At 71.9% G+C, this 22,813-nt stretch carries 17 protein-coding genes and 3 pseudogenes; 11 read left to right on the plus strand and 9 right to left on the minus strand.

Annotation, left to right across the window (positions count from 1 at the left end; genetic code table 11):
* The first annotated feature begins 139 nt into the window (after positions 1–139).
* The 4 genes and pseudogenes from hpxZ (at position 140) to repB (ending at position 4,804) form a co-directional block, all read left to right on the plus strand.
* A pseudogene (gene hpxZ, locus F1D61_RS29580) lies at positions 140–528 on the plus strand (oxalurate catabolism protein HpxZ).
* Positions 525–2,312 (plus strand): allophanate hydrolase, encoded by a 1,788-nt coding sequence (atzF, locus tag F1D61_RS29585; protein WP_203155597.1) that lies wholly within the window; start codon positions 525–527, stop codon positions 2,310–2,312. Before hpxZ ends, atzF begins: the two are co-directional and overlap by 4 nt.
* A 234-nt stretch (positions 2,313–2,546) precedes the next feature.
* Positions 2,547–3,797: a plasmid partitioning protein RepA gene (repA, locus tag F1D61_RS29590; protein WP_348649405.1), complete on the plus strand. Its 1,251-nt coding sequence runs from the start codon at positions 2,547–2,549 to the stop codon at positions 3,795–3,797.
* Complete coding sequence (gene repB, locus F1D61_RS29595; RefSeq protein WP_203155598.1) at positions 3,794–4,804, plus strand: plasmid partitioning protein RepB; 1,011 nt, start codon at positions 3,794–3,796, stop codon at positions 4,802–4,804. The genes repA and repB overlap by 4 nt, the downstream gene beginning before the upstream one ends.
* A gap of 746 nt (positions 4,805–5,550) precedes the next feature.
* On the opposite strand, the gene F1D61_RS29600 is transcribed toward repB, so the two are convergent.
* From F1D61_RS29600 to F1D61_RS29620, 5 genes are all read right to left on the minus strand, one after another.
* Positions 5,551–6,246, minus strand: a complete 696-nt coding sequence (locus tag F1D61_RS29600) for a transporter substrate-binding domain-containing protein (RefSeq protein ID WP_203155599.1) — start codon at positions 6,244–6,246, stop codon at positions 5,551–5,553.
* A gap of 103 nt (positions 6,247–6,349) precedes the next feature.
* Complete coding sequence (locus tag F1D61_RS29605) at positions 6,350–7,849, minus strand: CoA-acylating methylmalonate-semialdehyde dehydrogenase (RefSeq protein ID WP_203155600.1); 1,500 nt, start codon at positions 7,847–7,849, stop codon at positions 6,350–6,352.
* A gap of 95 nt (positions 7,850–7,944) precedes the next feature.
* Positions 7,945–8,706 (minus strand): 4-hydroxy-2-oxoheptanedioate aldolase, encoded by a 762-nt coding sequence (gene hpaI / locus F1D61_RS29610; RefSeq protein WP_203155601.1) that lies wholly within the window; start codon positions 8,704–8,706, stop codon positions 7,945–7,947.
* 7 nt (positions 8,707–8,713) lie between these two features.
* Positions 8,714–9,496, minus strand: a complete 783-nt coding sequence (gene hpaH / locus F1D61_RS29615; RefSeq protein WP_203155602.1) for a 2-oxo-hept-4-ene-1,7-dioate hydratase — start codon at positions 9,494–9,496, stop codon at positions 8,714–8,716.
* Positions 9,497–9,516: 20 nt separating this feature from the next.
* On the minus strand, positions 9,517–10,410 hold the full coding sequence (locus F1D61_RS29620) for a dioxygenase (protein ID WP_203155603.1): 894 nt from the start codon (positions 10,408–10,410) through the stop codon (positions 9,517–9,519).
* 509 nt (positions 10,411–10,919) lie between these two features.
* Between F1D61_RS29620 and F1D61_RS29625 the strand changes: the two genes are divergently transcribed.
* From F1D61_RS29625 to F1D61_RS29635, 3 genes and pseudogenes are all read left to right on the plus strand, one after another.
* Positions 10,920–11,573: a GntR family transcriptional regulator gene (locus F1D61_RS29625; protein WP_246776018.1), complete on the plus strand. Its 654-nt coding sequence runs from the start codon at positions 10,920–10,922 to the stop codon at positions 11,571–11,573.
* Between the two features lie 50 nt (positions 11,574–11,623).
* Positions 11,624–12,232 (plus strand): annotated as a pseudogene (locus F1D61_RS29630) (sugar phosphate isomerase/epimerase family protein); the annotation flags it as partial.
* Positions 12,233–12,466: 234 nt separating this feature from the next.
* Positions 12,467–13,300: a shikimate dehydrogenase family protein gene (locus F1D61_RS29635; RefSeq protein WP_203155604.1), complete on the plus strand. Its 834-nt coding sequence runs from the start codon at positions 12,467–12,469 to the stop codon at positions 13,298–13,300.
* Between the two features lie 210 nt (positions 13,301–13,510).
* Here the strand turns inward: F1D61_RS29635 and F1D61_RS29640 are convergent, their stop codons facing one another.
* Positions 13,511–14,155 (minus strand): hypothetical protein, encoded by a 645-nt coding sequence (locus F1D61_RS29640; protein WP_203155605.1) that lies wholly within the window; start codon positions 14,153–14,155, stop codon positions 13,511–13,513.
* A gap of 10 nt (positions 14,156–14,165) precedes the next feature.
* Positions 14,166–14,825, minus strand: a complete 660-nt coding sequence (locus F1D61_RS29645) for a hypothetical protein (RefSeq protein WP_203155606.1) — start codon at positions 14,823–14,825, stop codon at positions 14,166–14,168.
* 96 nt (positions 14,826–14,921) lie between these two features.
* On the opposite strand from F1D61_RS29645, the gene F1D61_RS29650 reads away from it, so the two are divergent.
* Positions 14,922–15,920: a hypothetical protein gene (locus F1D61_RS29650; RefSeq protein ID WP_203155607.1), complete on the plus strand. Its 999-nt coding sequence runs from the start codon at positions 14,922–14,924 to the stop codon at positions 15,918–15,920.
* A gap of 255 nt (positions 15,921–16,175) precedes the next feature.
* Here the strand turns inward: F1D61_RS29650 and F1D61_RS29655 are convergent, their stop codons facing one another.
* Both F1D61_RS29655 and F1D61_RS29660 read right to left on the minus strand, forming a co-directional pair.
* Complete coding sequence (locus F1D61_RS29655) at positions 16,176–17,360, minus strand: glycosyltransferase family 4 protein (protein ID WP_203155608.1); 1,185 nt, start codon at positions 17,358–17,360, stop codon at positions 16,176–16,178.
* Complete coding sequence (locus tag F1D61_RS29660; protein WP_246775608.1) at positions 17,360–18,289, minus strand: glycosyltransferase family 4 protein; 930 nt, start codon at positions 18,287–18,289, stop codon at positions 17,360–17,362. The genes F1D61_RS29655 and F1D61_RS29660 overlap by 1 nt, the downstream gene beginning before the upstream one ends.
* A 170-nt stretch (positions 18,290–18,459) precedes the next feature.
* On the opposite strand from F1D61_RS29660, the gene F1D61_RS29665 reads away from it, so the two are divergent.
* The 3 genes and pseudogenes from F1D61_RS29665 (at position 18,460) to F1D61_RS29675 (ending at position 22,783) form a co-directional block, all read left to right on the plus strand.
* Complete coding sequence (locus F1D61_RS29665; protein WP_203155609.1) at positions 18,460–20,514, plus strand: HAD-IIB family hydrolase; 2,055 nt, start codon at positions 18,460–18,462, stop codon at positions 20,512–20,514.
* A pseudogene (locus F1D61_RS29670) lies at positions 20,504–21,366 on the plus strand (glycosyltransferase family 2 protein). The gene F1D61_RS29665 and the pseudogene F1D61_RS29670 overlap by 11 nt, the downstream one beginning before the upstream one ends.
* Before the next feature lie 247 nt (positions 21,367–21,613).
* The gene (locus F1D61_RS29675) at positions 21,614–22,783 is read left to right on the plus strand and encodes a glycosyltransferase (RefSeq protein WP_203155610.1); all 1,170 of its coding nucleotides are present in this window, start codon (positions 21,614–21,616) and stop codon (positions 22,781–22,783) included.
* Positions 22,784–22,813 lie beyond the last annotated feature (30 nt).

Genomic DNA, 22,813 nt, shown 5'->3' on the forward strand with positions numbered 1-22,813 from the left:
GAGGGCTCCAGGTATCTCTGCGCTCCCTGGAGCCCTCCTTCGAGGTCGGTCCATCTACGATGACCGACGCCTCAGGATGAGGTGGTGGGTGGGATGACTTGAGACAGGCGCTTCCTGCCTTTTGAGAGAGATTGACCCCATGGACATCGACAACCCCGAGATCAAAGCCGAGGTCGAGGCGGCCTTCGCGGCCTACGAGACCGCCCTCGTCACCAACGACGTGCCCACCCTGGAAGCCCTGTTCTGGGACGATCCTCGCACCATCCGGTACGGCACGGGTGAAAATCTCTACGGCATGGACGCGATCCGGGCCTTTCGCCGGGCGCGCTCGCCGATCGGGTCGAGCGGCGCATCGGCGAGACCGTCATCACCACCTTCGGGCGCGACTTCGCCACCGCCTCGACGCTGTTCTGGCGCGAGGCGCATCCCGGCAAGGTCGGGCGCCAGATGCAGTCCTGGGCCCGGCTCCCCGAGGGCTGGCGGGTCGTCGCTGCCCATGTCAGCCTGATCGACGAGGTGCCGGCGTGACCGACTTCCCCCTCACCCTCGCCCAGTACCGCGAGGCCTATGCCGCGGGATCGCTTACGCCGGCACAAGCCGTGCGCGAGGTCTATCGGCGCATCGCGGCGCTCGCCGATCCGGCGGTCTTCATCACCCTGCGGCCCGAGGCCGAGGTGGCCGAGGAGGCCGAGACCCTGCCGGCGGGCCCGCTCCACGGCATCCCGGTCGCCGTGAAGGACAACATCGACGTGGCGGGTCTGCCCACCACCTGCGCCTGCCCCGGCTACGCCCACGTCGCGACCGAGGATGCCGCCCTGGTGGCGCGCCTGCGCCGGGCCGGGGCGCTCGTCATCGGCAAGACCAACCTCGACCAGTTCGCCACCGGCCTCGTCGGCGTGCGCTCGCCCTACGGCGTGCCGCGCAACACCCTCGATCCGGCCCTGGTGCCCGGCGGCTCGTCGTCGGGCTCGGCGGTCGCGGTGGCGGCCGGGCTGGTGCCGCTGGCGCTCGGCACCGACACCGCGGGCTCCGGCCGGGTGCCGGCCGGGCTCAACGCCATCGTCGGGCTCAAGCCCAGCCTCGGCGCACTCTCGACCCGCGGCGTGGTGCCGGCCTGCCGCACCCTCGATTGCGTCTCGATCTTCGCGCTCACCGCCGAGGACGCCTTCGCGGGCTTCTCGGCGCTCGCCGGGTTCGATGCCGCCGACCCGTTCTCCCGGACCCTGCCCGTCGGGCGACCCGGCCCGCTGCCGCTCAGAATCGGTGTGCCGGACGGCCCGAGCCGGCGTTTTGCCGGCGACGCCCTCTCGGAGGCCGCCTACGATGCGGCCCTCGCCGATCTCGCGGCGCTCGGCGCCACCCTGGTCCCGGTCGATCTGACCCCGTTCTTCGCGACAGCCGCCCTCCTCTATGACGGGCCGTGGGTGGCCGAGCGCTGGGAGGCGATCCGCGCCCTCGTCACCGAACGCCCCGAGGCTTTGCACCCGGTCACCCGCGCCATCACGGAACGCGCCACCGCCTTCTCAGCCGCCGACGCCTTCGCGGGCCGCTACCGGCTGGCGGAGCTGCGCCGGGCGACCGAGCCGGTGTGGCAGAGCATCGACGCGCTCTGCGTGCCGACCTTCCCGCGCCCGCAGACCCTGGCGGCCCTCGCCGCCGACCCGATCGGCCCCAATGCCGAACTCGGCACCTACACCAACTTCGTCAACCTGCTCGATCTCTGCGCGCTGGCGGTGCCGAGCCATCCCCGCGCCGACGGGTGGCCGGCCGGCGTCACGCTGATCGCCCCGGCGGGCCGGGACGCCGCCCTCGTCCCCCTCGGCGATGCCCTCCACCGCGCCGCCGGTATCCCGATGGGTGCGACCGGCCGGCCCCTGCCCCCGGCGCCCGAGCCGGGCCCGGCGCGGGCCACCGACGACGAGATCGAGCTGGTGGTGGTCGGCGCGCACCTGTCGGGCCTCCCCCTCAACGGCGAGTTGACGACCTTGGGCGCCCGGTTCCTGCGGGCCGCCGCGACCACGCCCGATTATCGGCTCTTCGCCCTGCCGGGCGCCGGCCCGCGCCGGCCCGGCCTGGTGCGGGTGGCGGTGGGGACTGGCACCTCGATCGCCACCGAGGTCTGGGCGCTCACGCCCGACGCCTTCGGCCGGTTCGTCGCGGGCATCCCCGCCCCCCTCGGAATCGGTACCCTGCGGCTTACCGACGGCACGACCCCGAAGGGCTTCCTGTGCGAGCCGGAAGGAGCGCGGGACGCGCAGGACGTGTCGGGCCATGGCGGATGGCGGGCCTATCTGGCGGCCGGCCGGGCTTGAGCCCCCGTCGGGGAGCGCGTCCCCCCTCGACCGCCGGATGAGACCGGCGGCCCCGCATCCGCGGCCGCCGGCTCGGCACCGTCGACGGCCGTGCCCCGGAGACGGCGCCTGCGCGGCGAGGTGATGCGCCGGTTCCTTCGCATGGAAGCTTGCGTGGGGCTTGCGGCGGGCTCGACTCCCCGGCTCGACGCGGTCTCATCTCCCCGCTAGCGGTGGTATGACGTAATCCGTCGATTGACCGCTAGCGAGAAGGGTCATGAACCAGCACGTCCCCGTGGATGGCGCCGATGCGCCCTCGAACCAGATTGCGGCGAGCCACGCTCGGCTCCTGGGCGGCAAGCTGCAGGATCTCGCCGTCAACTTCTATCCCCCGACCGCGCAAAAGACCCTGCGCCGGTTCTCGGCCGGCGAGACGGCCCGGCTTCTCGGCATCACCGAGGTGCGTCTTCGTCAGCTACCCTTCGACCGGCTCACGCCGGATCTGGAGATCGGGCCGGCGGGACGCCGCTATTTCACCCTCGCCGAGATCCATGCGGTCCGCCGGCACCTCCACGAGATCGACCGGCTCGGACGAGGCTACCTGCCCCACCGCGACACCGAGAAGGGCGAGCACCTGCAGGTCGTCGCCCTAACGAACTTCAAGGGGGCTCGGCGAAGACGACGCACACCGCCGGGCTGGCGCATTACCTCGCCCTCCACGGTTACCGCGTCCTGGCGATCGATGCCGACCCGCAGGCAAGCCTGTCCACCCTGCTCGGCGTTCGTCCCGACGAGAGCGGACCGACGATCTACGACGCCGTCCGCTACGGCGAGGGCCAGCGCCCGATGCGGGAGGTGATCCGCAAGACCTACTTCACCGGGCTCGACCTCGCCTCGGCGAATCTCGAGCTGGAGGAGTTCGAGTTCTACGCCCCGCTGATGTCGAGCCCGGAGCGCCGCAAGTCGAGCGGCCCTCCCTTCTTTGCCCGTCTCCCCGTCGCGATCGAGAGCGTCGCCGCGGATTACGACGTGGTGGTGATCGATTGTCCGCCGCGGCTCGGCTATTTCGCGATCTCGGCACTCTGCGCCGCCACCGCGACCCTGATCACCGTTCATCCGCAGATGATCGACCTGGCGTCCATGCGCCAGTTCCTCACGATGATGAGCGACCTGATGGAGACGGTGCAGGAGGAGGGCGCTCCGCCACCGAGCCAGGACTGGTTCCGCTACCTCATCACCCGGTACGACCCGCAGAGCGTGCCGCAGACCTCGGTCGTCGGCATGCTCCAGGACCTGTTCGGGAGCTACGTGCTGCCGAAGGCGATGCTCCAGACGCCGGCCGTCTCGACGTCGGGGCTCGTCGGCCAGACGATCTACGAGACGCCGCTCGGGCGTGACCGCAGCGACGAGGTGAGCCGCGCCACCTACCGGAGGGCGCTCGACGCGTTCGACGACGTCAACCGGGAGATCGAAGCGCTGATCCATGGGGCGTGGGGCCGGGCATGAGCAAGAGCATCCGCCATCTGATGGCCCGACCCGCTCCGGATCAGGCAGTGGGCAGTGCATCGTCAACGGAATCAACGACTTCACCCCCCTTACCAGCTGGTAATCCCCCCTCCCCCCGCCGCACCGGCGCAGCCCGGTCGTTCGGTGCCGCGTGGCAGGCGCAGGAGCAGGCACGCGCGGCCGCCGATGCCGAGCGCGACGGCAGCGTGGTCGAGCTCGATCCGGGTCTCTGCGATCCCTCGGCGATCGCGGATCGCGTTCCCGATACGACCGATGCGGCCTTCGATGCCTTCGTGGAGCAGATCCGCGACGAGGGCCAGCGCAGCCCTGCCCTGGTCCGTCCGAAGCCCGGCGAGCCCGGCCGCTACGAGATCGCCTATGGTCGCCGCCGGCACCGCGCGGCGCGGATCCTCGGGCGTCCGCTGCGCGCCATCGTGCGCCCGCTGAGCGACACCGAGCTCGTCATCGCGCAGGGGTCGGAGAACCTGGCGCGGGCCGACCTGAGCTACATCGAGCGGGCCCATTTCGCCCAGAACATGGTGCGGGCCGGTGTCACGCGCGACGTCATCGCGAAGGCGATGGGCCTGCAGACCACCCATCTGTCGAGCCTGCTGAGCGTCGCCGAGGCGATTCCCGCGTCGGTGCTCGCCGTCATCGGCCCCGCCCCCAGGATCGGCCGGCCCAACTGGCTCACGTTGGCCGACCGGATCAAGTCCGCGACCCCCGAGCGGATCGACAGCGCCCTCGCCTCGCCGGACCTGTCCGGGAAGTCGTCGAACGAGCGGTTCGCCGTGGTGCTGGCGGGGCTCGCCGCGGCACCCAAGGTGGCGAAGCGGGCGAAGGCCGAGACGCTGAAGGATGCCAAGGGCCTGAAATTCGCGCGCGTCGAGCGCAGCACGTCCGGCGTGCGCGTGACGACGGATGAGGCGAACGAACCCGGATTCGGCGACTATCTCGCCGCGCGGCTCCCCGAGATCCTGGCCGCCTACCGGGCGAGCAAGGCGTGATCCGTCGGCTGTCCGACCGATCGCGTCGCGACGCGGAACTCGGCTCCGCTCCGGCGCCCCGCGGGCTCGCCATACCCGTTCCGGAGTAAGCCTGCCGGAACGGGTGTCGAGGGCGAGACCGGGCGGCACGGTGAGGCCGTCGGCCTCCCTCCCGTCGCCCTCGACGATCCGTCGGCTCGTGCGGGCGATCCTGCTCCGGCAGGACGATCGGCGAGCCGCCCGGCGCTGTCGCGAAATTCCCCCGGGAGGCATCGCCCCCAGCGGTGGCGATGCCTCCGCCGGCCCTCCGATCCCGGCAGTCCCGCCGATCCGGTCCTGCCGGTCCGCGTGGCGGGCCCCGCGATTGCGGGACCGAGGATACCACCTGGTAAGGGGGGTGAAGTCATTGATTTTACAGACAATCGATTGCCCGGCGCCGGCGTCCGGTACGGAGAAGCCGGCACCGGCGGCCCCGTGACGAGGCGCCCGCGATCCCGCTGCCATCGCAGCCCGTGCGCGGGCTCCGGCGCGCGTCCCGGGTCGTCATGCGACATGCCCGGAATGGCGTCGTCTTCGCCGGTCAGGTGATCGGCGACGGCATCGCGGTCGCGCTGCCGGGCGGGAGGCCGAGGGGAAGGGCCTCGCCATCGTGGACGCGCGCGGCAGCCGGGGAGGGGGCCTTGTCGGTATCCTTCAGGATCTCCGTCCCGCCTCCGCCGGACGGTCGCCGAAGCGCGGGCGATACGGCATCCGGATCGACGCGCGCGTCACGCGGGATCGATCAGGCCCGTCGCTGCCGCGTGCGCGAGAAAGTCGTCCAATTCATCCGCTCCGAGCGCTCCATGACGCGGCACGGCGATCGCCTGCTCGATGGCCATGAAGCGGCCCGGCAGGATGCGGAGGTCCGTCCGCTGCGCCACGAACGCCTCGACCGACTGCCTCACGCCCGCCGCGACCTCACACCCGCCTTCGCAGAGCAGGCGCAGGGCGTCGTCCGGCACGGGCACCGTCACCAGTTCGGCGTGCCGAAGCGTGTGGGTCAGATGGCCGTGATAGGCGGCACCGGCGGCCGATGCGATCCGGATCTGCGGCCGGTCGGCGTCTTCGCCGTGCCGAAGCGCACTCGCGTCATGAACGGCGAAGACGCCTTCGATGCGCATGTACGGACGGCTATAGGCGACCCGGTCGGCGCGCGCCGGGTCGATGGCGAGGAAGGCGACGTCCCAGGCGTCGGTTCCGACGGAGGCCATGACGGCGCCGGCCGACGGAAAGGTCACGAGGCGGACCGGGCGATCGAGCCAGGCGCCCAGCGCGCGGCCGAGATCCACGGCGATCCCGTGCGGTTCGCCGTCATCCGCCCCGATCCGCACGAGGGCGGCGTTGGCGAGGTTGATCGCGATGCGCAGGGGGCTGGATGCGGCCGGATCGAGGGCCGGTGCGCCGTCTTGCCCAGATTCACTCATTGTCGGTGTCTCCCCCCGTCGAGGACGCTCCTCGCGCTCTCGAAGGCCTTGCGATCGGCGAGGCGGCGAACGGGCCTCCGGCCCGTCGCCGCCTCGTCCGCGGTTACTTCATGGTCGGCATCACGAACTCGGCGCCGGCGCGGATGCCGGTGGGCCAGCGGGTCGTGATGGTCTTGAGCCGGGTGTAGAACCGCACGCCCTCCGGCCCGTGCATGTGGTGGTCGCCGAACAGCGAGGCCTTCCAGCCGCCGAAGGAGTGGAACGCCATCGGCACCGGGATCGGCACGTTGATGCCGACCATCCCGACCTGGATCTGGTGGGCGAATTCCCGCGCCGCGTCGCCGTCCCGGGTGAAGATCGCGGTGCCGTTGCCGAATTCGTGCTCGTTGATCATCCGCGCGGCGGTCGCGTAGTCCGGCGCGCGGGCCACCGCCAGCACCGGCCCGAAGATCTCCTCCTTGTAGATCGTCATCTCGGGCGTCACGCGGTCGAACAGCGTGCCGCCGACGAAGTAGCCGTTCTCGTAGCCCTGGAGCGTCAGGCGGCGGCCGTCGACCACCAGCTCGGCGCCCTCGGCGACGCCGCGGTCGATGTAGCCCTTCACCTTGTCGCGGTGCTGCGCGGTGACGAGCGGGCCCATCTCGGCCTCGGGATCGGTGCCGGGTCCGACCTTGAGGGCGCGGACCTTCGGGATCAGCTTCTCCATCAGCCGGTCGGCGGTCTCCTCGCCGATCGGCACCGCGACCGAGATCGCCATGCAGCGCTCGCCGGCCGAGCCGTAGGCCGCGCCCATCAGGGCGTCGACCGCCTGGTCCATGTCGGCATCGGGCATCACCACCATGTGGTTCTTGGCCCCGCCGAGGCATTGCGCCCGCTTGCCCGTCCGCGCCGCGGTCTCGTAGATGTACTTGGCGATCGGGGTCGAGCCGACGAAGGACACGGCCTGGACGTCCGGGTTGTACAGGAGGGCGTCGACCGCCTCCTTGTCGCCCTGGATCACCTGGAACACGCCGTCGGGAAGCCCCGCTTCCTTCAGCCACTCGGCCATGACGAGGGCGGCGGAGGGGTCGCGCTCGGAGGGCTTGAGCACGAAGCAGTTGCCGCAGGCGAGCGCGACGGGGAACATCCACATCGGCACCATGGCCGGGAAGTTGAACGGCGTGATGCCGGCCACGACGCCGAGCGGCTGACGCAGGGAGTGGGAATCCACCCGCGTGCCGACATTCTCGGTGATCTCGCCCTTGAGGAGCTGCGGCGCACCGGTGGCGAACTCGACCACCTCCATGCCGCGCTGGATCTCGCCCTTGGCGTCCGACAGCACCTTGCCGTGCTCGGCGGTGATCACCGCGGCGAGCTCGTCGATGCGGTCCTCGAGGATGCGAAGGAACTTGTTGAGGATGCGGGCGCGGCGCAGGGGCGGCGTCGCGGCCCAGGCCGGGAAGGCGCGCCGCGCGCTCGCCACGGCGGCATCGACCTCGTCGCGGCTGGCGAGGGCAACGCGGCCGCTCTCCTCGCCGGTTGCGGGGTTGAAGGCGGGCGCGGTGCGGCCGCTGCGGCCGGGCGTGCGGGCGCCGTCGATGAAGTGGGTGATCTCGGTCGGCATGGGTCGTCCTGTCGTGGGAAGGGGAGGGGGGTTGCGGGCGTCGTGCCCAATCCGGTCGATCGCGTCGCGGATTCCGGCTTCGCTCAGGCGCCGTATCAGCCCGCCTTGAACTGGCGGGCCATCGCCTCGGTACCGCGGGCGAGGACGCCGACGTCGATGGCCACCGCGGTGAAGGTGGTGCCGATCGCGATGCAGGTTTTCGCGAACGCCGTGTCGGGCGTCAGGATGCCGGCGGGCTTGCCCGAAGCCAGGATGCGGCGCACCGCATCCTCGACCGCCGCGACCACCGCGGGGTGGCCCGGCTCGCCGACATGGCCGAGGCTCGCCGCCAGGTCCGCCGGCCCGATGAAGACGCCGTCGACGCCCTCGACCGCGCAGATCTCCTCCAGCCGGTCGAGGGCGGCCTGCGTCTCGACCTGCACGAGGAGGCAGATTTCCTCCGCGGCGCGCCTGGCATAGCCCGGGACCCGCCCGAACCGGGTGGCGCGGGTGAGGCCGGACACGCCGCGCACGCCTTCGGGCGGGTAGCGCGTCGCCGCGACCGCCGCGCGTGCCTCGTCGGCATCCTGGACGTAGGGGATCAGCAGGGTCTGCGCGCCGAGATCGAGGAAGCGCTTGATCAGCACCGTGTCGTTGGCGGCGGGCCGCACCACCGCCGAGACGGGGTAGGGCGCCACCGCCTGGAGCTGCGCCAGCACGGTGAGCGGATCGCCCGGCGAGTGCTCGGTGTCGAAGAGCAGCCAGTCGTAGCCCGACCCCGCCACGGCCTCCGCCGCGTAGGAGCCCGGCAGGCTGCACCACAGGCCGATCTGCTGGCGGCCCTCGTGCAAGGCGCGCTTGAAGCGGTTCTCGATCATCGTCGCCTCAGACGAACGAGACGCCGATGGCGCCGAGCGGGCCGTAATCGGCCTGGATCACGTCGCCCTTCTTGATGTCGACGGGGCGGGTGAACGAGCCGCCGAGCACGATCTGGCCTTTCTTGAGCCCGGAATCGACCGCCGCGAGCTTGTTGACGAGCCAGGCGACGCCCGCGGCCGGGTGACCCATGATGGCGGCCGAGACGCCGGATTCCTCGATGATGCCGTTCTGCGACAGGGTCGCGCCGATCCAGCGGACATCGACGTCGAAGGGACGGATGGTGCGCCCGCCGACCACGATCGCCCCGAAGGCGGCGTTGTCGGCGATGGTGTCGACGATCGCCCGCGGCACCTCGGTGCGGTAATCGATGATCTCGAGGGCCGGGACCACGAATTCGGTCGCCCGCATCACGTCGTAGATCCGGCAGCCCGGCCCCGACAGGTCCTCGCCCATGATGAAGGCGAGTTCCACCTCGAGCCGCGGCTTGATGAACAGGTCGGTGCGGATCTGGGCGCCGTCGTTGAACAGGGCGTCGTCGAGGATGCGGCCGTAATCCGGCTCGGTCATCTTCGAGGCCATCTGCATGGCGCGGGAGGTCAGGCCGATCTTGTGGCCGGCAAGCCGCGCGCCGGCGGCGATCCGGGCCTCGGCCCAGAGATCCTGGACCCGGTAGGCGTCGGCGATCTCCATGCCGGGAAAGGTCTTGGAGAGTTGCGGGCAGGGGACCCGCTCGCGCTCGGCCTTGAGGATGGCCTCGGCGGCCTTGCGGTGGTCGTCGTCGCTCAGCACGGCTGTTCGCTCCTGTAGGCTTACTTGATCGGCGGGCGCGGCAGCACGGCCTCGCCGGGCTCCATGACGTAGGTGTAGTCGAGGGAATACCAGGGCGCCGAGACGTCCGCGGCGTCCGGATGCGGCTCGTCATGGCGCACGAAGTCGCCGAGGAGGGCCTTGGTCACGCCGAACTGCACGTCGGACTCGATATGCGGGTCGTTGGCGTCGTAGACCTGCGAGATCAGCACCTTGAAGCCCGGCTTGACGATCAGGGCGTGCAGGTGGGCCGGTCGCATCGGGTGGCGATCTTGAGCCGCCAGCAGCCGGCCGACGACCCCGCCGGTGGGGATGGGATAGCCGATCATCATCACCGAGCGGAACCAGAACCGGCCGGCGTCATCGGTGGTGAACTTGCCGCGCAGGTTCATCTCGGCCTGCTCGGGATCCTGGTTCTCGTAGAGGCCGACGGGCGAGGCGTGCCAGACATCGACCTCGGCGCCGGCGATCGGACGGCCCGCGCCGTCGATCACGCGCGCGTTGACGAAGAGCGGATCGCCCGGCGTCTCGGAGCGCAGAATCGTGCCGCCATTCTCGACCCGCGGCGCGTTGAGGCGCCAGAACGGCCCGAGCAGCGATTGCGAGGTCTCGGTGTTGCCGTGGTCGCCGTTGTTGAGGAGGCACACGAGGGAGGACACGCCGAGCGAGCCGGCCATCAGCACGAACTCGTTGTGGCTGTCGGAGGCCAGCGCGCCGATCTCGTTGAGGATCGCGGTGGCGTCGCGGAACTCGGCCTCGGTGAGGCGGACGTCGCGGACGAAGCCGTGCAGGTGGGTGATGAGCGAGGTCATGATCTCGCGCAGGCGCGGGTCGCGCGTCCGCGCCATGACCTCCAGAACCGCCGGCGTCACGTCCTGCTGGCGCTCGATGCGCATGGCCCTGCCTCCCTGAATCGGCGCCCTGGTCCCATATCATCGATTATTCGTCAACAAGCGATTGTGCGGCGGCGAGGTCCGGCGTCGTTTGCGGCGTCGGATGCGGCGTATCGGACCGTTCATGCCCCTACCACGATCGTGTGCGACCGACAGCAACGACACTGCCCGGATCGCCTCACATTTGATCAAACCCTGAATAAAAAAGGGATTTTCTGCGCCGTATCGGTTCGTCGCGGCCGGGCTCGCCTCACGCCGCACCCCGATCGCCTCCAATCCTCTGCCGGCAAGCGGCCGCCGGGAGGACACCACCATGATTGACAACCAAAATCGTTTTTTCTAACGATCGTCGACGAAGAACGACATCGCGCTGGCGGAGGGAGAGCGTCTTGACCGAGGCCAGGAGCCGACGCGCTGCGGGCGACCGGGACGGGATCCGGCCCGGATCCGCCTCGGCCGAACCCGCTTCGGCCGTGCCGGGCCTCGCCCTGGTCGACGACGGCAAGAACACGATGGCGAGCCAGCTCGTCGATCGCTTGCGCGAGGCGATCGTGTCCGGCCAGTTCGAGGCGGGCAGCAAGATCAACCTGGAACGCGCCCGCGCGAGCTTCGGGGTCTCGCTCAGCCCGCTGCGCGAGGCCCTCGCCCGGCTGATCGCCGACGGCCTCGTGGTGTTCGAGGACAATCGCGGCTACCGCGTCGCGCCGGTCTCGCTCGCGAACCTCGCGGAGATCACCCGGCTGCGGGAGGAATTCGAGGTCCTGGCCCTGCGCCAGGCGATCGCGATCGGCACCGTGGACTGGGAGGGCGACGTGATGCGCGCGCTCCACCGCATGAACCGGACCGGGCGCGACCCGGAGCAGCCCGACACGCTGGAGCGATGGGAAGCCTATCACCGCGAGTTCCACCTCACGCTGATCGCCGGCTGCCGCATGCCGCTCCTGCTCAATTTCTGCAGCGTGCTCCTGACCCTGAACGACCGTTACCGCCGCTCCTTCCTGCGCCGCACGCCCGGCGGCGACCGCAACGTCGCCCACGAGCACAGCGAGATCGCCCAGGGCGCGGTCGCCCGCGACGCCGACTTCGCCTGCGACTCCTTGCGCGAGCACATCCACCGGACGGGCACCAACCTGCAGCGGCACCTCGCCGACAGGCTCGCTCGTTAAGCATCCCCCCGATCTCTCGAGCGACCCCCGAGCAACCCCCGAGCAACCCCATGCACACCTCGTCCGACTGGCCGCTCGGCCTCGCGCACTTCACCTGCATCGGGGTGCCGCCCGTCGACCTCGTCCGGCTCGCCGCCCGGGCCGGCTGCGCGGCCGTGGGCCTGCGGCTCTACCCGGCCTTTCCGGGGGCGCCGTTCTACGAGCTGCCGACCGGGAGCGACGCCTTCCGGGCGATGCGCCGGGCGCTTGCCGACGAGGGGATGCGCGTCCACGACATCGAGTTCGTCACGCTCAGTGAGGATTTCGCCCCGGCCTCGCTCGCCGGCATCTTCGACTCCGCCGCGGGTCTCGGCGCCCGTCGCCTGAGCGTGTGCGGCGACGATGCCGACCGTCCCCGCCTCGTCGCGCGGTTTGCGGAACTCTGCGAGCTTGCGGCCGGGTTCGGCATGGGGGTGGACCTCGAATGCATGGCCTGGCGGCAGGTCGCCAGCCTGCCGGAGGCCGTCCGGGTGGTCGAGGCCGCCGGCCGGCCGAATGGCGGCGTCCTCGTCGACGCGCTCCACCTTGCCCGGACCGGCGGCTCGCCCGACGACGTGCGCGCCGTGCCGCCCGGCCTGATCCGCCACGCCCAGCTCTGCGATGCGCCCGCGCAGGCGCCGGACTCGACGGAGGCGATCATCCAGGAGGCCCGGGCCGGGCGCCTGGCCCCGGGGAGGGGGCGCTGCCTCTCGCCGCGCTGGTCGCGGCCCTGCCGCCCACGACCTCCCTGTCGATCGAGGTACCGATCACCGGGACCACCACGCCCGAGGCGCATCTGCGGGCGAACCTGGCGGCGGCCCGCCGCGTGCTCGCCGCCTGAGCATCACCAAGAGGCAGGACGAAGAGGCAAGGCCATGATCCGAGGCACCACGACGCTGATCGCCCATCTCGGCTACCCGACCGAGTCGTTCAAGGCGCCGATGATCTACAATCCATGGTTCGAATCGCGCGGGATCGATGCCGTGGTGATGCCGATGGGGGTCAAGGCCGAGGATTACCCGGAGGTGTTCCGCGCGCTGTTCCGGCTGACCAACATCCGCGGCGCCCTCGTGACCATGCCGCACAAGATCACCACGATCGGGCTCCTCGACGAGGTCAGCACCACGGCCAAGATCGCCGGCTCGTGCAACGCGGTGCTGCGGCGCCCGGACGGCACGCTGCTCGGCGACATGTTCGACGGGGCCGGCTTCGTGCGCGGGATCCAGCGCAAGGGCCGCGACCTCGCCGGAGCCCGGGTCCTGGTCGTCGGCAGCGGCGGGGTCGGCTCGGCCATCGCCGCCTCGCTGGCGGCGGCCGGCATCGCGGGAATCGGGGTCTGCGACTACACCCCAGCCGTCGCCGAGGCCCTGGCCGGACGCCTGCGCGAGCACTACCCGGCGCTCGAGATCGCGACCGGCAGCAACGACCCGGCCGGCTACGACGTCGTGGTCAACGCCACGCCGCTGGGCATGAAGGACGGCGATCCCCTGCCGATGGACGTCGCCCGCATCGCGCCCGGCACCTTCGTGGGCGAGGTGGTGATGAAGCAGGAGCACACGCCGTTCCTGCGCGCCGCCCTGGAGAAGGGCTGCCCGATCCAGGTCGGCACCGACATGCTGTTCGAGCAGATCCCCGCCTACCTGGAATTCTTCGGATTCGGCACCACCACCGCCGAGGAGCTGCGCGCGGTCGCCCGCATCTCGTACTGACGATTCCACGACGCGCCGCTCCGTTTCCATGCGGCTATCGCCTTCACACATCTCGGTTTGAGTGATGTCCCCTTTAAAGGTGGCGCGCCTCCCCTCCCCTTTGTGGGGAGGGGAAAGTGCAAGTATTTACAGTTGGTTGGCTATTGGAAGAGAAGTGTGAATCAACAAGCTCCATGCGGAGTGGCCTGACTTCAAACCGGTGCGCGAGCATCAGGCTCCGAGCCAGGATTCGTGGACGGAACCGCTTGCCGTGTCCGGCTTCGCCTCGCCGATGAAGATCACGACCGGGCCATGCGCGTCGCGGCGCGGGTCGTAGAAGTCGAGCAGGGCCGGATAGCGGTGCTGGAAGAAGGCGGGCTTCCGGTTCTCGCGACCGAGCCAGTGATCGATGACGACCTGGTCGCCATGGACGGCGTTGGGAACCGGGCCGCACGATCCCGGCGCCATCCAGCGCCCGGGTTCGGCCGCGAAGGCGGCGTAGAGGGGGGACAGTTCGTCGCCGTGCCAGCGCAGCAGCGCGCTGGAGACGCGGCCTTTGTGGAAATAGTCCTCCATCGCGGCGGGGCCGGGTTCGGCGAGAGCGTCGGCCGGTCCGGTCAGGACGGTGTCGAGGTCGCAGAGCAAAGCCGTCCCCTCGACGAGGCCGGGGCGGAACGCCTCCATCTTCGCCCACCAGGCCGGCCAGTCGTGGCGCAACGCCACCCGCTCGACCCCGTCGAGATCGAGCGGAAGGTCGGTGAGGCAGAGGATGCGTCGGAAAGCCGGCGCGTGGCGGCGCACGCCGGCGGCGAGGCGCGCGACCCATGTCGCGTCGTAGCGGCCGCCGCCCTTCAGCACGGTGATCAGGGTTGCCATGGTGCGGGGGTCATCCGTCGGACGCACGAGAGGGGAGGGGATGCAGCCGCAGCCGCCCGGCCGCGTGAGCCGCGGCGAACCAGGCGCGCTCGGCCGCCCAGGGGTGGCCGGGCCAGCCTTCGAAGCCGAACCCGTAGGCCTCGACCGCCGGAGACCCGGCCGGGCGCCCGAGGAGGAGGGCGAGCGCCACCAGGAAGCCGGTGCTCGGGTTCGGCCGGCCCTCGCTGCGGGCGCCGAGCACGCGACGGGCCTCGTCGTGCAGCGCCTCGGGCAGGATGTGGACCGGCTTGCCGAGCGGACGCAGCATCGCCAGCGCCGCGCGGGTGAAGCAGATCGGCTCGGGGACGTTATGCGCCTTCGGCAGCATCGGGAACGGCAGCAGGAAGGCCTGCGCCTGCCGGACGACCGGGCGGTCGCGGAAATCCGGATCGGCCAGCCACTCGCGCATCTGGCCGCCGCGGTTGACGAGAGCCAGGTGCGTGACCCGCGACCCCGCCCGGCCGCCGAAGCCCGGGGCGTTGTTGAAGCGCACGACGCTGGCCGCAGCATCCGCCGCCACGGCCTCGGTTCCGGGCGCGTTGCCGACGAGGGCGACCGAAGCGAGGCCGGGAAGGCCCGGCCAAGCAGGGCCAGGCCAAGCCGCGGGGAGGGGGTCGACGGCGTCGGTCAAGCGGGGCAGAGGTCTCGGCGGGGCGTCACGGAAGCCCCGGGGAAGTATGGCGCTCGGGTCCCGTGACCAGCCCCAGCCGGAACGGGACCTTCGCCGATGATTCTCGAGACCGGACGCGGACGCCGCTGCTTTCTCTGCGAGGCCGCCATGCTGGCGCCGAGCACCCGCCGGCTGATCGACGCGAGTGGGCGCGAGCGCGCCTTCCCGGTGGCGTGCGGGTCCTGCGGCGTCCTGACCGAGCGGGATGCGGACCCGGCCGAACTCTGGCGCGACCTCGCCGGGCGCCTGACCGGGCCGACCTTCGTGTCCGACCCGGACGCCGCCTACGGCCTCGACCTCTACACCCTGCGCAGTGCCGCGACCCGCCTCGGCCGCGGCCTGCATCCGCTCACGCCCGAGGACCGCGCGGCGCTCCTGGCGCCCCACGGCTCGTTCGCAGCACGGGCCGCGCTCCACGATCTCGGCGGCGGGCCGCCCGTCTCGCTCGGCCTCCTCTGCCGCCCGTCCGAGTGCGACGCGGTGCTCGCCGGCCTCGCCCCGCACGCGGCCTGGACCGACGACGTGGTCATTCTCCTCGACGGCGAGGCCGCGCCGCCGCGCGCGGTCCCCGTTCCAGGCTTCGGGGCGTGCGCCGTGCGGGTGGCGCGCCGCCCCCTCGCGGGCGACTTCGCCGCGCAGCGCAACGCCCTCCAGGACCTGGCCCGCCACAGCTGGATGCTGCAGCTCGACGCCGACGAGTCCCTCGGTGCCGAGACCGGCCGCCGGCTGCCCGCCCTCGCGGCCCTGGCCGAGGACGGCGACGTGCTCTCGGTCGGCCTGCCCCGGTGCAACCGCGTCGACGGGATCCTGTCGGACGTCTACCCGGACGTGCAGTACCGGCTGAACCGGATTGCGGTGCGCTATGCCGGCCGCGTCCACGAGCGCCCGGCCCTCGACGGCGGCTGGCGCCGCAGCTTCATCGCCCTGCACGGCGCGATCGAGCACCGCCTGAGCCGCGACCACGTCCGCGCCCGCTCCCGGGCCTACGAGGCCCTCGATCCCGGGCGCGGCCGGCTGGAGGAAGAGGAGGCTCTGCTGCGGCCTTATCGGGGGTGAGGGGCTGGTTGAGCGGAGTGGTCTGCCGAAGACTAAGAGCGAGGATGAGATGTCCCACCCTCGCACCTCATCCTGAGGTGTTAGTCGATCTTCGATCGACTGACCTCGAAGGAGGGCTCCAGAAATCGCAGCGTTTTCTGGAGCCCTCCTTCGAGGCTCCCTTCGGTCGCACCTCAGGATGAGGTGGGAGGGGAGGATGAACGCAATCGTTCGCCATTATCGAGTGGAAAATATTGCTCGAACAGACCCCGACGCTCACCCAGCCCGCGCCGCCGCGATCGCCCGCGCGTACAGATCGAGCGTCGCGCGCCCGAGGCTCGCCCGTGTGAAGCGCCCGGCCGCCGCGAGAGCCCGGGCGCGGTAGGCCCGGCGCAGGCCGGGATCGCGCAGGAGCGGGCGCAGGGCGTCGGCGAGGGCCGGGCCGGTGGCCGCCGTCGCGAGCGGGCCGGCCTCGGGCGCGCCGACGAAGGCGCGGGCGCTGGCATCCTCGGCGCAGGCCACGACCGGCCGGCCATAGGCCAGGGCCTCCTGGTAGACGAGGCCGAAGCTCTCGTAGCGCGACGGGGCGAGGACCGCGTGGGCCTCCGCGTAGGCCTCGGCCAGAGCCCCGGCGTCGATCCGGCCGCGGGCGGACAGGCGCGCCCGGGCCGCGTCGGAGAGGTCCGCCGGCAGGTCGCCGGGCGGCACCCCGACGAGGTCGAGCCGGAACGGCGGCAGGGTGCCCTCATCCGCCTCGGCCGCGAGGATCCCGAGGGCCTCCATCAGCGCGTCGAAGCCCTTCCGCAGTTCCGCCCGCCCGACGAAGAGCAGGCGCACGGGCGCGTCCGCCTCCGGATAGGCGGCGTCCTGGGCGCGGGCCACGACCTCCGGTGGCAGGCTCAGCCCGATCACCGCCTCGGGCTGGCGGCCCGGCAGGCGGTAGGCCTGCCCGATCACCGCCCCGTGCGCCGCGGTGTTGGCGATGAGGCCGGCGCTCCCCCGCGCCTGGCGCCGCTCGAGCGCGTCGGCGGTCCCGCCGTCGAGGCGGTCGCGCAAGGACGGCGCCGGCCCGCGGGTGAAGGCCGCCGGGGTCGAGGAGCGCGTCACCAGCGGCAGGTCGCGGCGGCCGGCGAGCAGCACGGCGGGGGCGTACCAGTTCGTCGCCTCGATCACGTCGAAGGGGGCGCGGGCATGGGCCGCCAGCACCGCGCGCCGGAACGCCAGCGGGGCGGCGAGATGGCCGACCGAGCCCCAGCGGCGCAACCGCGCGAGGCCGCCCGTCGCGGGCAGGGCGAGGCCCGCGACCGTCACGCCCCCGACCCGCTCGGTGCCCGCGCGATCGAGGGTGAACACCGTCACGTCGGCGCCGGATTCCGACAGACCCTCGGCGATCTCCCGGGCCGCGGTCGAGAGGCCGCTCGGGGCCGGCGGGTAGTCCCAGGCGAGAAGGGCGGTGCGCATCAGGCGGCCAGCAGGCGACGGTAGAGGGCGAGGTAGTCCCGCGCCATGCGCTCGGCGGTGAACCGCTCCTCGAAGCGGCGGCGCACCCCCGCCCGGTCGATCTCGCCGATCCGGGCGAGCGCCGCCACGGCCTCGTCCTCGGAGGCGACGACGAAGCCCGTCACCCCGTCCTCGACGATCTCCGGCACCGAGCCGCGGTTCCAGGCGATCACCGGGGTGCCGCACGCCATCGCCTCGATCATCACGAGGCCGAACGGCTCCGGCCAGTCGATCGGGAACAGCAGCGCCCGGGCGCCGGCCAGCAGCGCGCCCTTGGCCCGGTCGTCGACCGGGCCGAGATAGACCGCGTCGTCGGCGAGCAAGGGGCGGACCTCGCGGTCGAAATAGCCCGGATTGCCGACATCGATCGTGCCGCCGAGCCGGATCGGCAGGCCGGCGGCGCGCGCCACCCGGATCGCGGTGTCGGGCCGCTTCTGGTCGGTCATCCGCCCGACGAAGGCAAGGTGGTCTCCCGCCGCGAGCGAGGCCTGGTAGCGGTCGCGGGCGATGCCGTGATGCACCACGCCGGCCCGGTTCGAGGCCGGGATGCCCGCCCCTTGCGCCGCCGAGATCGCCGCGACCGGCAGATCGGGAAAGCCCTCGAAGAACAACGCCCGGTCGAGCTCGTCGACCCGCCAGTGGATCGTCGTCAGGCTGTGCCGACGCCGCTCGCCGAGGAGGGCGGCATGCGCGAACTCGCCGTGACAATGGACGATGTCGAACGCGTCGAGATGCCGGCGCAGGGCCTCGAGCTGCAGCGCGTCGAGGGCCGCCGGGACCCCGGGCGCGACTTTGCCGTGGCGGCGCTCCAGGGCCGCGAGGCTCGGATAACTACCGATACGGGGTAAGTGTGTCGCACTGTCCGAGGGGGCGAACAGCGTTACCTCCACCCCCAAGCTTCGCAGCGCCGTGCTCAGGTCGTGGATGACCCGCTCCGTGCCGCCGTGATGCTCCGGGGAACGGGAAAGATGTTCGGAGCGATTTGGGCGACGCGGATCACGGCAGGTACCTCACTCGATTCGGCCTGTTCTCTGGGTTCGTCCGCTTCGGCGGCGGCGTGATGTTCGTTCTGCATGTCGCCCTGCAGGGCTGCCTGCGCGGCCGGGACGTGGTGTATGGGATCACCGCCGATACCGGCGGCCATATCCGCTACCTGCTCGATCTCGTCGCCGCCTCGGCGCAGGATTCCGGGATCGCCCGGATCGTCGTGGCGACGCGCCTTTTCGAGGGCCCGCCCGGCCCCGACTACGCCGTGCCCGAAGAGCGCCTCTGCGACAAGGTCACGCTCGTGCGGCTGTCGAGCGCGTCGCCGGGCTACCGCACCAAGGAGGAGATGCACGCGGAGGTCGCGAGCTTCGCCGAGAGCCTGATCGCCTGGATCGGCGCGCAGGAGCGGGCCCCCGACCTGATCCACGCCCATTACGCCGATGCCGCCGCCGTCGCGGAGATCGTCGAGGACCGGCTCGGGATTCCGTTCGTGTTCACCGCCCATTCCCTGGGCCGCGTCAAGGCGGCGATGCTGGGCGAGGCGGCGGCGGGGCATCCCGACCTCGCCGGACGGATCGCCACCGAGGAGCGGGCGCTGTCCCGCGCCACCCTGGTCGTCGCCTCCTCGCGCGACGAGGCGGAGGTGCAGTATGCCGGCTACGAATCATGCGATCCCGGCCGGGTGCGCGTGCTGCCGCCGGGCAGCGACCTCGCCCGCTTCGCCGACAGCCGTCCCGACCCGCGGGTCGACGCGACGATCGCGCGCTTCCTGCACGATCCCGACAAGCCGGTGCTGCTGGCTCTGGCCCGCCCGGTGGCGCGCAAGAACCTCGCGGCCCTGGTGCGGGCCTACGGCGAGAGCCCCGGCCTCCAGGCGCGGGCGAACCTCGTCCTCATCGCCGGGACGCGCCAGGACATCGACGCCCTCGACGGCGAGATGGCCGGGACGATGCGCGACCTCCTGGTCCTCATCGACCGCTACGACCTCTACGGCCGGGTCGCCTACCCGAAGACCCACCGGCCCGAGGACGTGCCGGCGCTCTACGCCCATGCCCGGGTCCGCGGCGGCCTGTTCGTCAACCCGGCCCTCAACGAGCCCTTCGGCCTGACCCTGCTCGAGGCCTCGGCCGCCGGGCTGCCCCTCGTCGCGACCGACAGCGGCGGCCCCAACGACATCGTCGAGACCTGCGGCAACGGCATCCTGGTCGATCCCCGCCGGCCCGACGCCATCGCGGCGGCGGCCTCACGCCTCCTCGACGATCCCGCCCTCTATGCCGCCTGCGTCGCCGGCGGCGCGCGGGCGGCGGCGGCCTACGACTGGGACCGGCACGCCGCGCGCTACCACGCCCTCTTGCGGGCGCTCGTGGCGCCGGTGCCGCCGCTCGCCGCGCCGCGCCAGCTCCTGATCTGCGACATCGACAACACCCTCGTCGGCTGCGAGGCGGCGCTCGGCATCTTCCGGCGCTGGCGCAGCCGGCAGGATTCCCTGGCCTTCGGGGTCGCGACCGGGCGCTCGTTCCACAGCGCGATGGCGGTGCTGGAGCAGCAGGACAGCCCGCGCCCGCAGGTGATGATCACCTCGGTCGGCTCCGAGATCCACCACCTCGACGAGAACGGCGTGACCTACACGGCGGACGCCGCCTGGCGCGCGGCGATTTTCTCCGGCTGGGAGCGGGAGCGCCTGCGCGCCGCGCTCGCCGGCCTCGCCGACCTGGTGCCCCAGGGCCCGCTGGAGCAGCGCGCGTTCAAGCTGAGCTATTTCGGCGACGACGCGGCCGCCGCGCAGGTCCGCGCCCGCTTGGGCCAGACGGGCCTGCGCGCCTCGGTGATCCACAGCCACGGCCGCTACCTCGACGTTTTGCCCGAGCGGGCCTCGAAGGGCACCGCCGTCGACCACGTGCGCGCCCTCTACGGCCTGCCCGAGCGGGCCGTGTTCGTCGCCGGCGATTCCGGCAACGACGTCGAGATGCTGCGCGCCCGGGTGCAGGCGATCATCGTGGCGAACTACTCCGATGGGCTCGCCGGCCACGCCGCCCTGCAGCATTCCTACGTCGCCCGGACCTCGCATGCCCGCGGCATCATCGAGGGCGTCGGCCATTTCCGCCGGATGCTGGCGCATGCGCATTGACGCCTCGGTCGCCAGCGTGCTCACCCTGGTGCGCGGCCGCGACGACCGCCTGCGCAACCTGATGCGCGGCTTGGGCCGCCAGGGCGCGCGCCCGCGCGAACTGGTGATCGCCTGGATGCAGGACGAGGCCGCGCCCGACCTGCCCGATCCCGGCTGCCCCGTGCGCCACCTCCACGTGCCGGGCGAGCCGATGCCGCTCGCCGCCGCCCGCAACCGGGCGGCGGAGGCCGCCGGAGGCGACCTCCTCGTGTTCCTCGACGTCGACTGCATCCCGGGCCCCGGCCTCGTCGCCGCCTACGCGCAGGCGGCCGCGCAGGGAGACGGCCTGTTCCTCGGCGAGGTCCTTTACCTGCCGCCGGGCGCCTGCGACGAGGCCGATCTCGACCGGCTCGGCCGCGCCCATCCGGCCCGCCCCCCGGTGCCGGATACCGGCCTTCACGCCGAGCCCGATTCCGGCCAGCTCTGGGGCCTGTCCTTCGCGCTGCCGGCGCGGGCCTGGCACGCGGTCGGCGGCATGGACGAGGGCTTTGCCGGCTATGGCGGCGAGGAGACCGATCTCGCCGCCCGCCTGAGCGCGAGCGGTCTTCCGACCTTCTGGGTCGGGGGCGCGCGGGCCTATCACCAGCATCACCCGGTCCACGTGCCGCCGCTCCAGCATTTCGAACCGATCCTCGCCAATGCCGCGCGCTTCCGGGCCCGGCACGGGCGCTGGTGCATGACCTACTGGCTCGGCCAGTTCCGCGACGCCGGCCTGATCGCCTGGGACGAGGGGCGGACGCGATCCGCCTCCTGCGCCCCCCGACGGAATTCGAGATCGCTGCCTCCTTGCGGCCTAACGCACTGTTCTCCTGAAAGCCTGGTTTAATTTCGGATATCAGCATGGCGATCGAAATTTATTTCCCATTTGCGACCTCATCCTGAGGTGCCGGAGCGAAGCGGAGGCCTCGAAGAAGGGCTCCAGCAGCCTCTGCGATCCCTGGAGCCCTTCTTCGAGGTCAGCCGATTTTCAATCGGCTAACACCTCAGGATGAGGTCACGTGTGGGATTGAAGGCCCGGAACAAACGAACAGGCTCTGAGAGAGCTCATGAAAGAGACCTTATGAAGAAGCCGATCGCGTTCTTCGTCCACCACCAGGGCCGGGGCCACGCCAACCGCACGATGGCGGTGGCGGCCGAGTTCGCCCGCGACCGTCCGGTCTCCGTGCTGACCGCCGGCCCGCACCTGTTCGACGGGTTCTCCCGCGACATCGAGATCGTGGCGCTGCCGAACATGATCGGCGCCGCGGTGCCGACCCCGCGCCTCTACGCCGAGCCGACGCCGCAGGTGATGCATTGCGTGCCCCTCGGGCTTTCCGAGATGCGCCGGACGATGCGCCAGATCCTCGACCATCTCGACGAGCGCGGCATCGGCCTGTTCGTCGTCGACGTCTCGGCGGAGATCGCGCTGTTGTCGCGCATCGCCAGCGTGCCGGCGGTGCAGATCCGCATGCACGGCGACCGCCAGGACATCGGCCATGTCGGGTCCTACGAGGCCTGCGTCGGGATGCTGGCGCCCTTCGACGCCAGACTCGAACAGGACGACTATCCGGCGCATCTTCGCGCCAGGACCTTCTACAGCGGCGGCCTGTGCACCAGCATCGACCGGGTGCCGGACCGGGCCGAGGCGCGGGCCAGGCTCGGCCTCGATCCCGACCGCGAGATCGTCGTCGCGGTGACCGGGGGAGGGGGCAGCGGCACGCCCTACGCCCCCCTCACGGTCGCGGCCCGCGCCGCGCCCGACGCCCTGTGGCTCACCCTCGGGCCGACCCACCGCGAGGGCCACGAGACCGATTTCTCGAACCTGCGCGAACTCGGCTGGGTGCCCTCGGTCACCGATTACCTGGCGGCGGCCGACATCGTGGTCGCCTCGGCCGGCGACAACACGGTGCACGAGGTCGCCCGGGTCGGCGGCCGCCTGATCGTGATGCCGGAATGGCGCTATTTCGGCGAGCAGACCCGCAAGGCCGAGGCCCTGGTGCGCCTCGGCGCCGCCGTCCAGGCCCCGGTCTGGCCCGGCGACCTCCAGGGCTGGCGCGACCTCCTCGCCCGGGCCCGCGCCCTCGACGGAAAGGCCCTGCGCGGCCTCTACGCGCCGGACGCGGCGTCCCGCGCCGCCGGCTGGCTCGAAGGCCTGACCGACGCGCTCTGGCAAGGCGCCGCCGAGCCCTTGCAAGGCGCCGCCGAGCCTGTGCAAGCCGCTGCCCCGCTGCGCGTCGTCGCCGCCGGCTGACGAACCCTTAGAATCCCTCTGCCTGCCCGA

Source organism: Methylobacterium aquaticum, assembly GCF_016804325.1.
Classification (GTDB): domain Bacteria; phylum Pseudomonadota; class Alphaproteobacteria; order Rhizobiales; family Beijerinckiaceae; genus Methylobacterium; species Methylobacterium aquaticum_C.

What these genes read in the sequence shown, in the direction of transcription:
- F1D61_RS29635 (WP_203155604.1), top strand. Translation starts at nt 12,467, where the DNA reads ATGATCCGAGGCACCACGACGCTGATCGCCCATCTCGGCTACCCGACC.
- F1D61_RS29620 (WP_203155603.1), bottom strand. Translation starts at nt 10,410, where the DNA reads ATGCGCATCGAGCGCCAGCAGGACGTGACGCCGGCGGTTCTGGAGGTC.
- F1D61_RS29650 (WP_203155607.1), top strand. Translation starts at nt 14,922, where the DNA reads ATGATTCTCGAGACCGGACGCGGACGCCGCTGCTTTCTCTGCGAGGCC.
- F1D61_RS29625 (WP_246776018.1), top strand. Translation starts at nt 10,920, where the DNA reads ATGGCGAGCCAGCTCGTCGATCGCTTGCGCGAGGCGATCGTGTCCGGC.
- F1D61_RS29655 (WP_203155608.1), bottom strand. Translation starts at nt 17,360, where the DNA reads ATGCGCACCGCCCTTCTCGCCTGGGACTACCCGCCGGCCCCGAGCGGC.
- F1D61_RS29665 (WP_203155609.1), top strand. Translation starts at nt 18,460, where the DNA reads ATGTTCGTTCTGCATGTCGCCCTGCAGGGCTGCCTGCGCGGCCGGGAC.
- hpaI (WP_203155601.1), bottom strand. Translation starts at nt 8,706, where the DNA reads ATGATCGAGAACCGCTTCAAGCGCGCCTTGCACGAGGGCCGCCAGCAG.
- F1D61_RS29640 (WP_203155605.1), bottom strand. Translation starts at nt 14,155, where the DNA reads ATGGCAACCCTGATCACCGTGCTGAAGGGCGGCGGCCGCTACGACGCG.
- repB (WP_203155598.1), top strand. Translation starts at nt 3,794, where the DNA reads ATGAGCAAGAGCATCCGCCATCTGATGGCCCGACCCGCTCCGGATCAG.
- F1D61_RS29600 (WP_203155599.1), bottom strand. Translation starts at nt 6,246, where the DNA reads ATGAGTGAATCTGGGCAAGACGGCGCACCGGCCCTCGATCCGGCCGCA.
- F1D61_RS29605 (WP_203155600.1), bottom strand. Translation starts at nt 7,849, where the DNA reads ATGCCGACCGAGATCACCCACTTCATCGACGGCGCCCGCACGCCCGGC.
- F1D61_RS29675 (WP_203155610.1), top strand. Translation starts at nt 21,614, where the DNA reads ATGAAGAAGCCGATCGCGTTCTTCGTCCACCACCAGGGCCGGGGCCAC.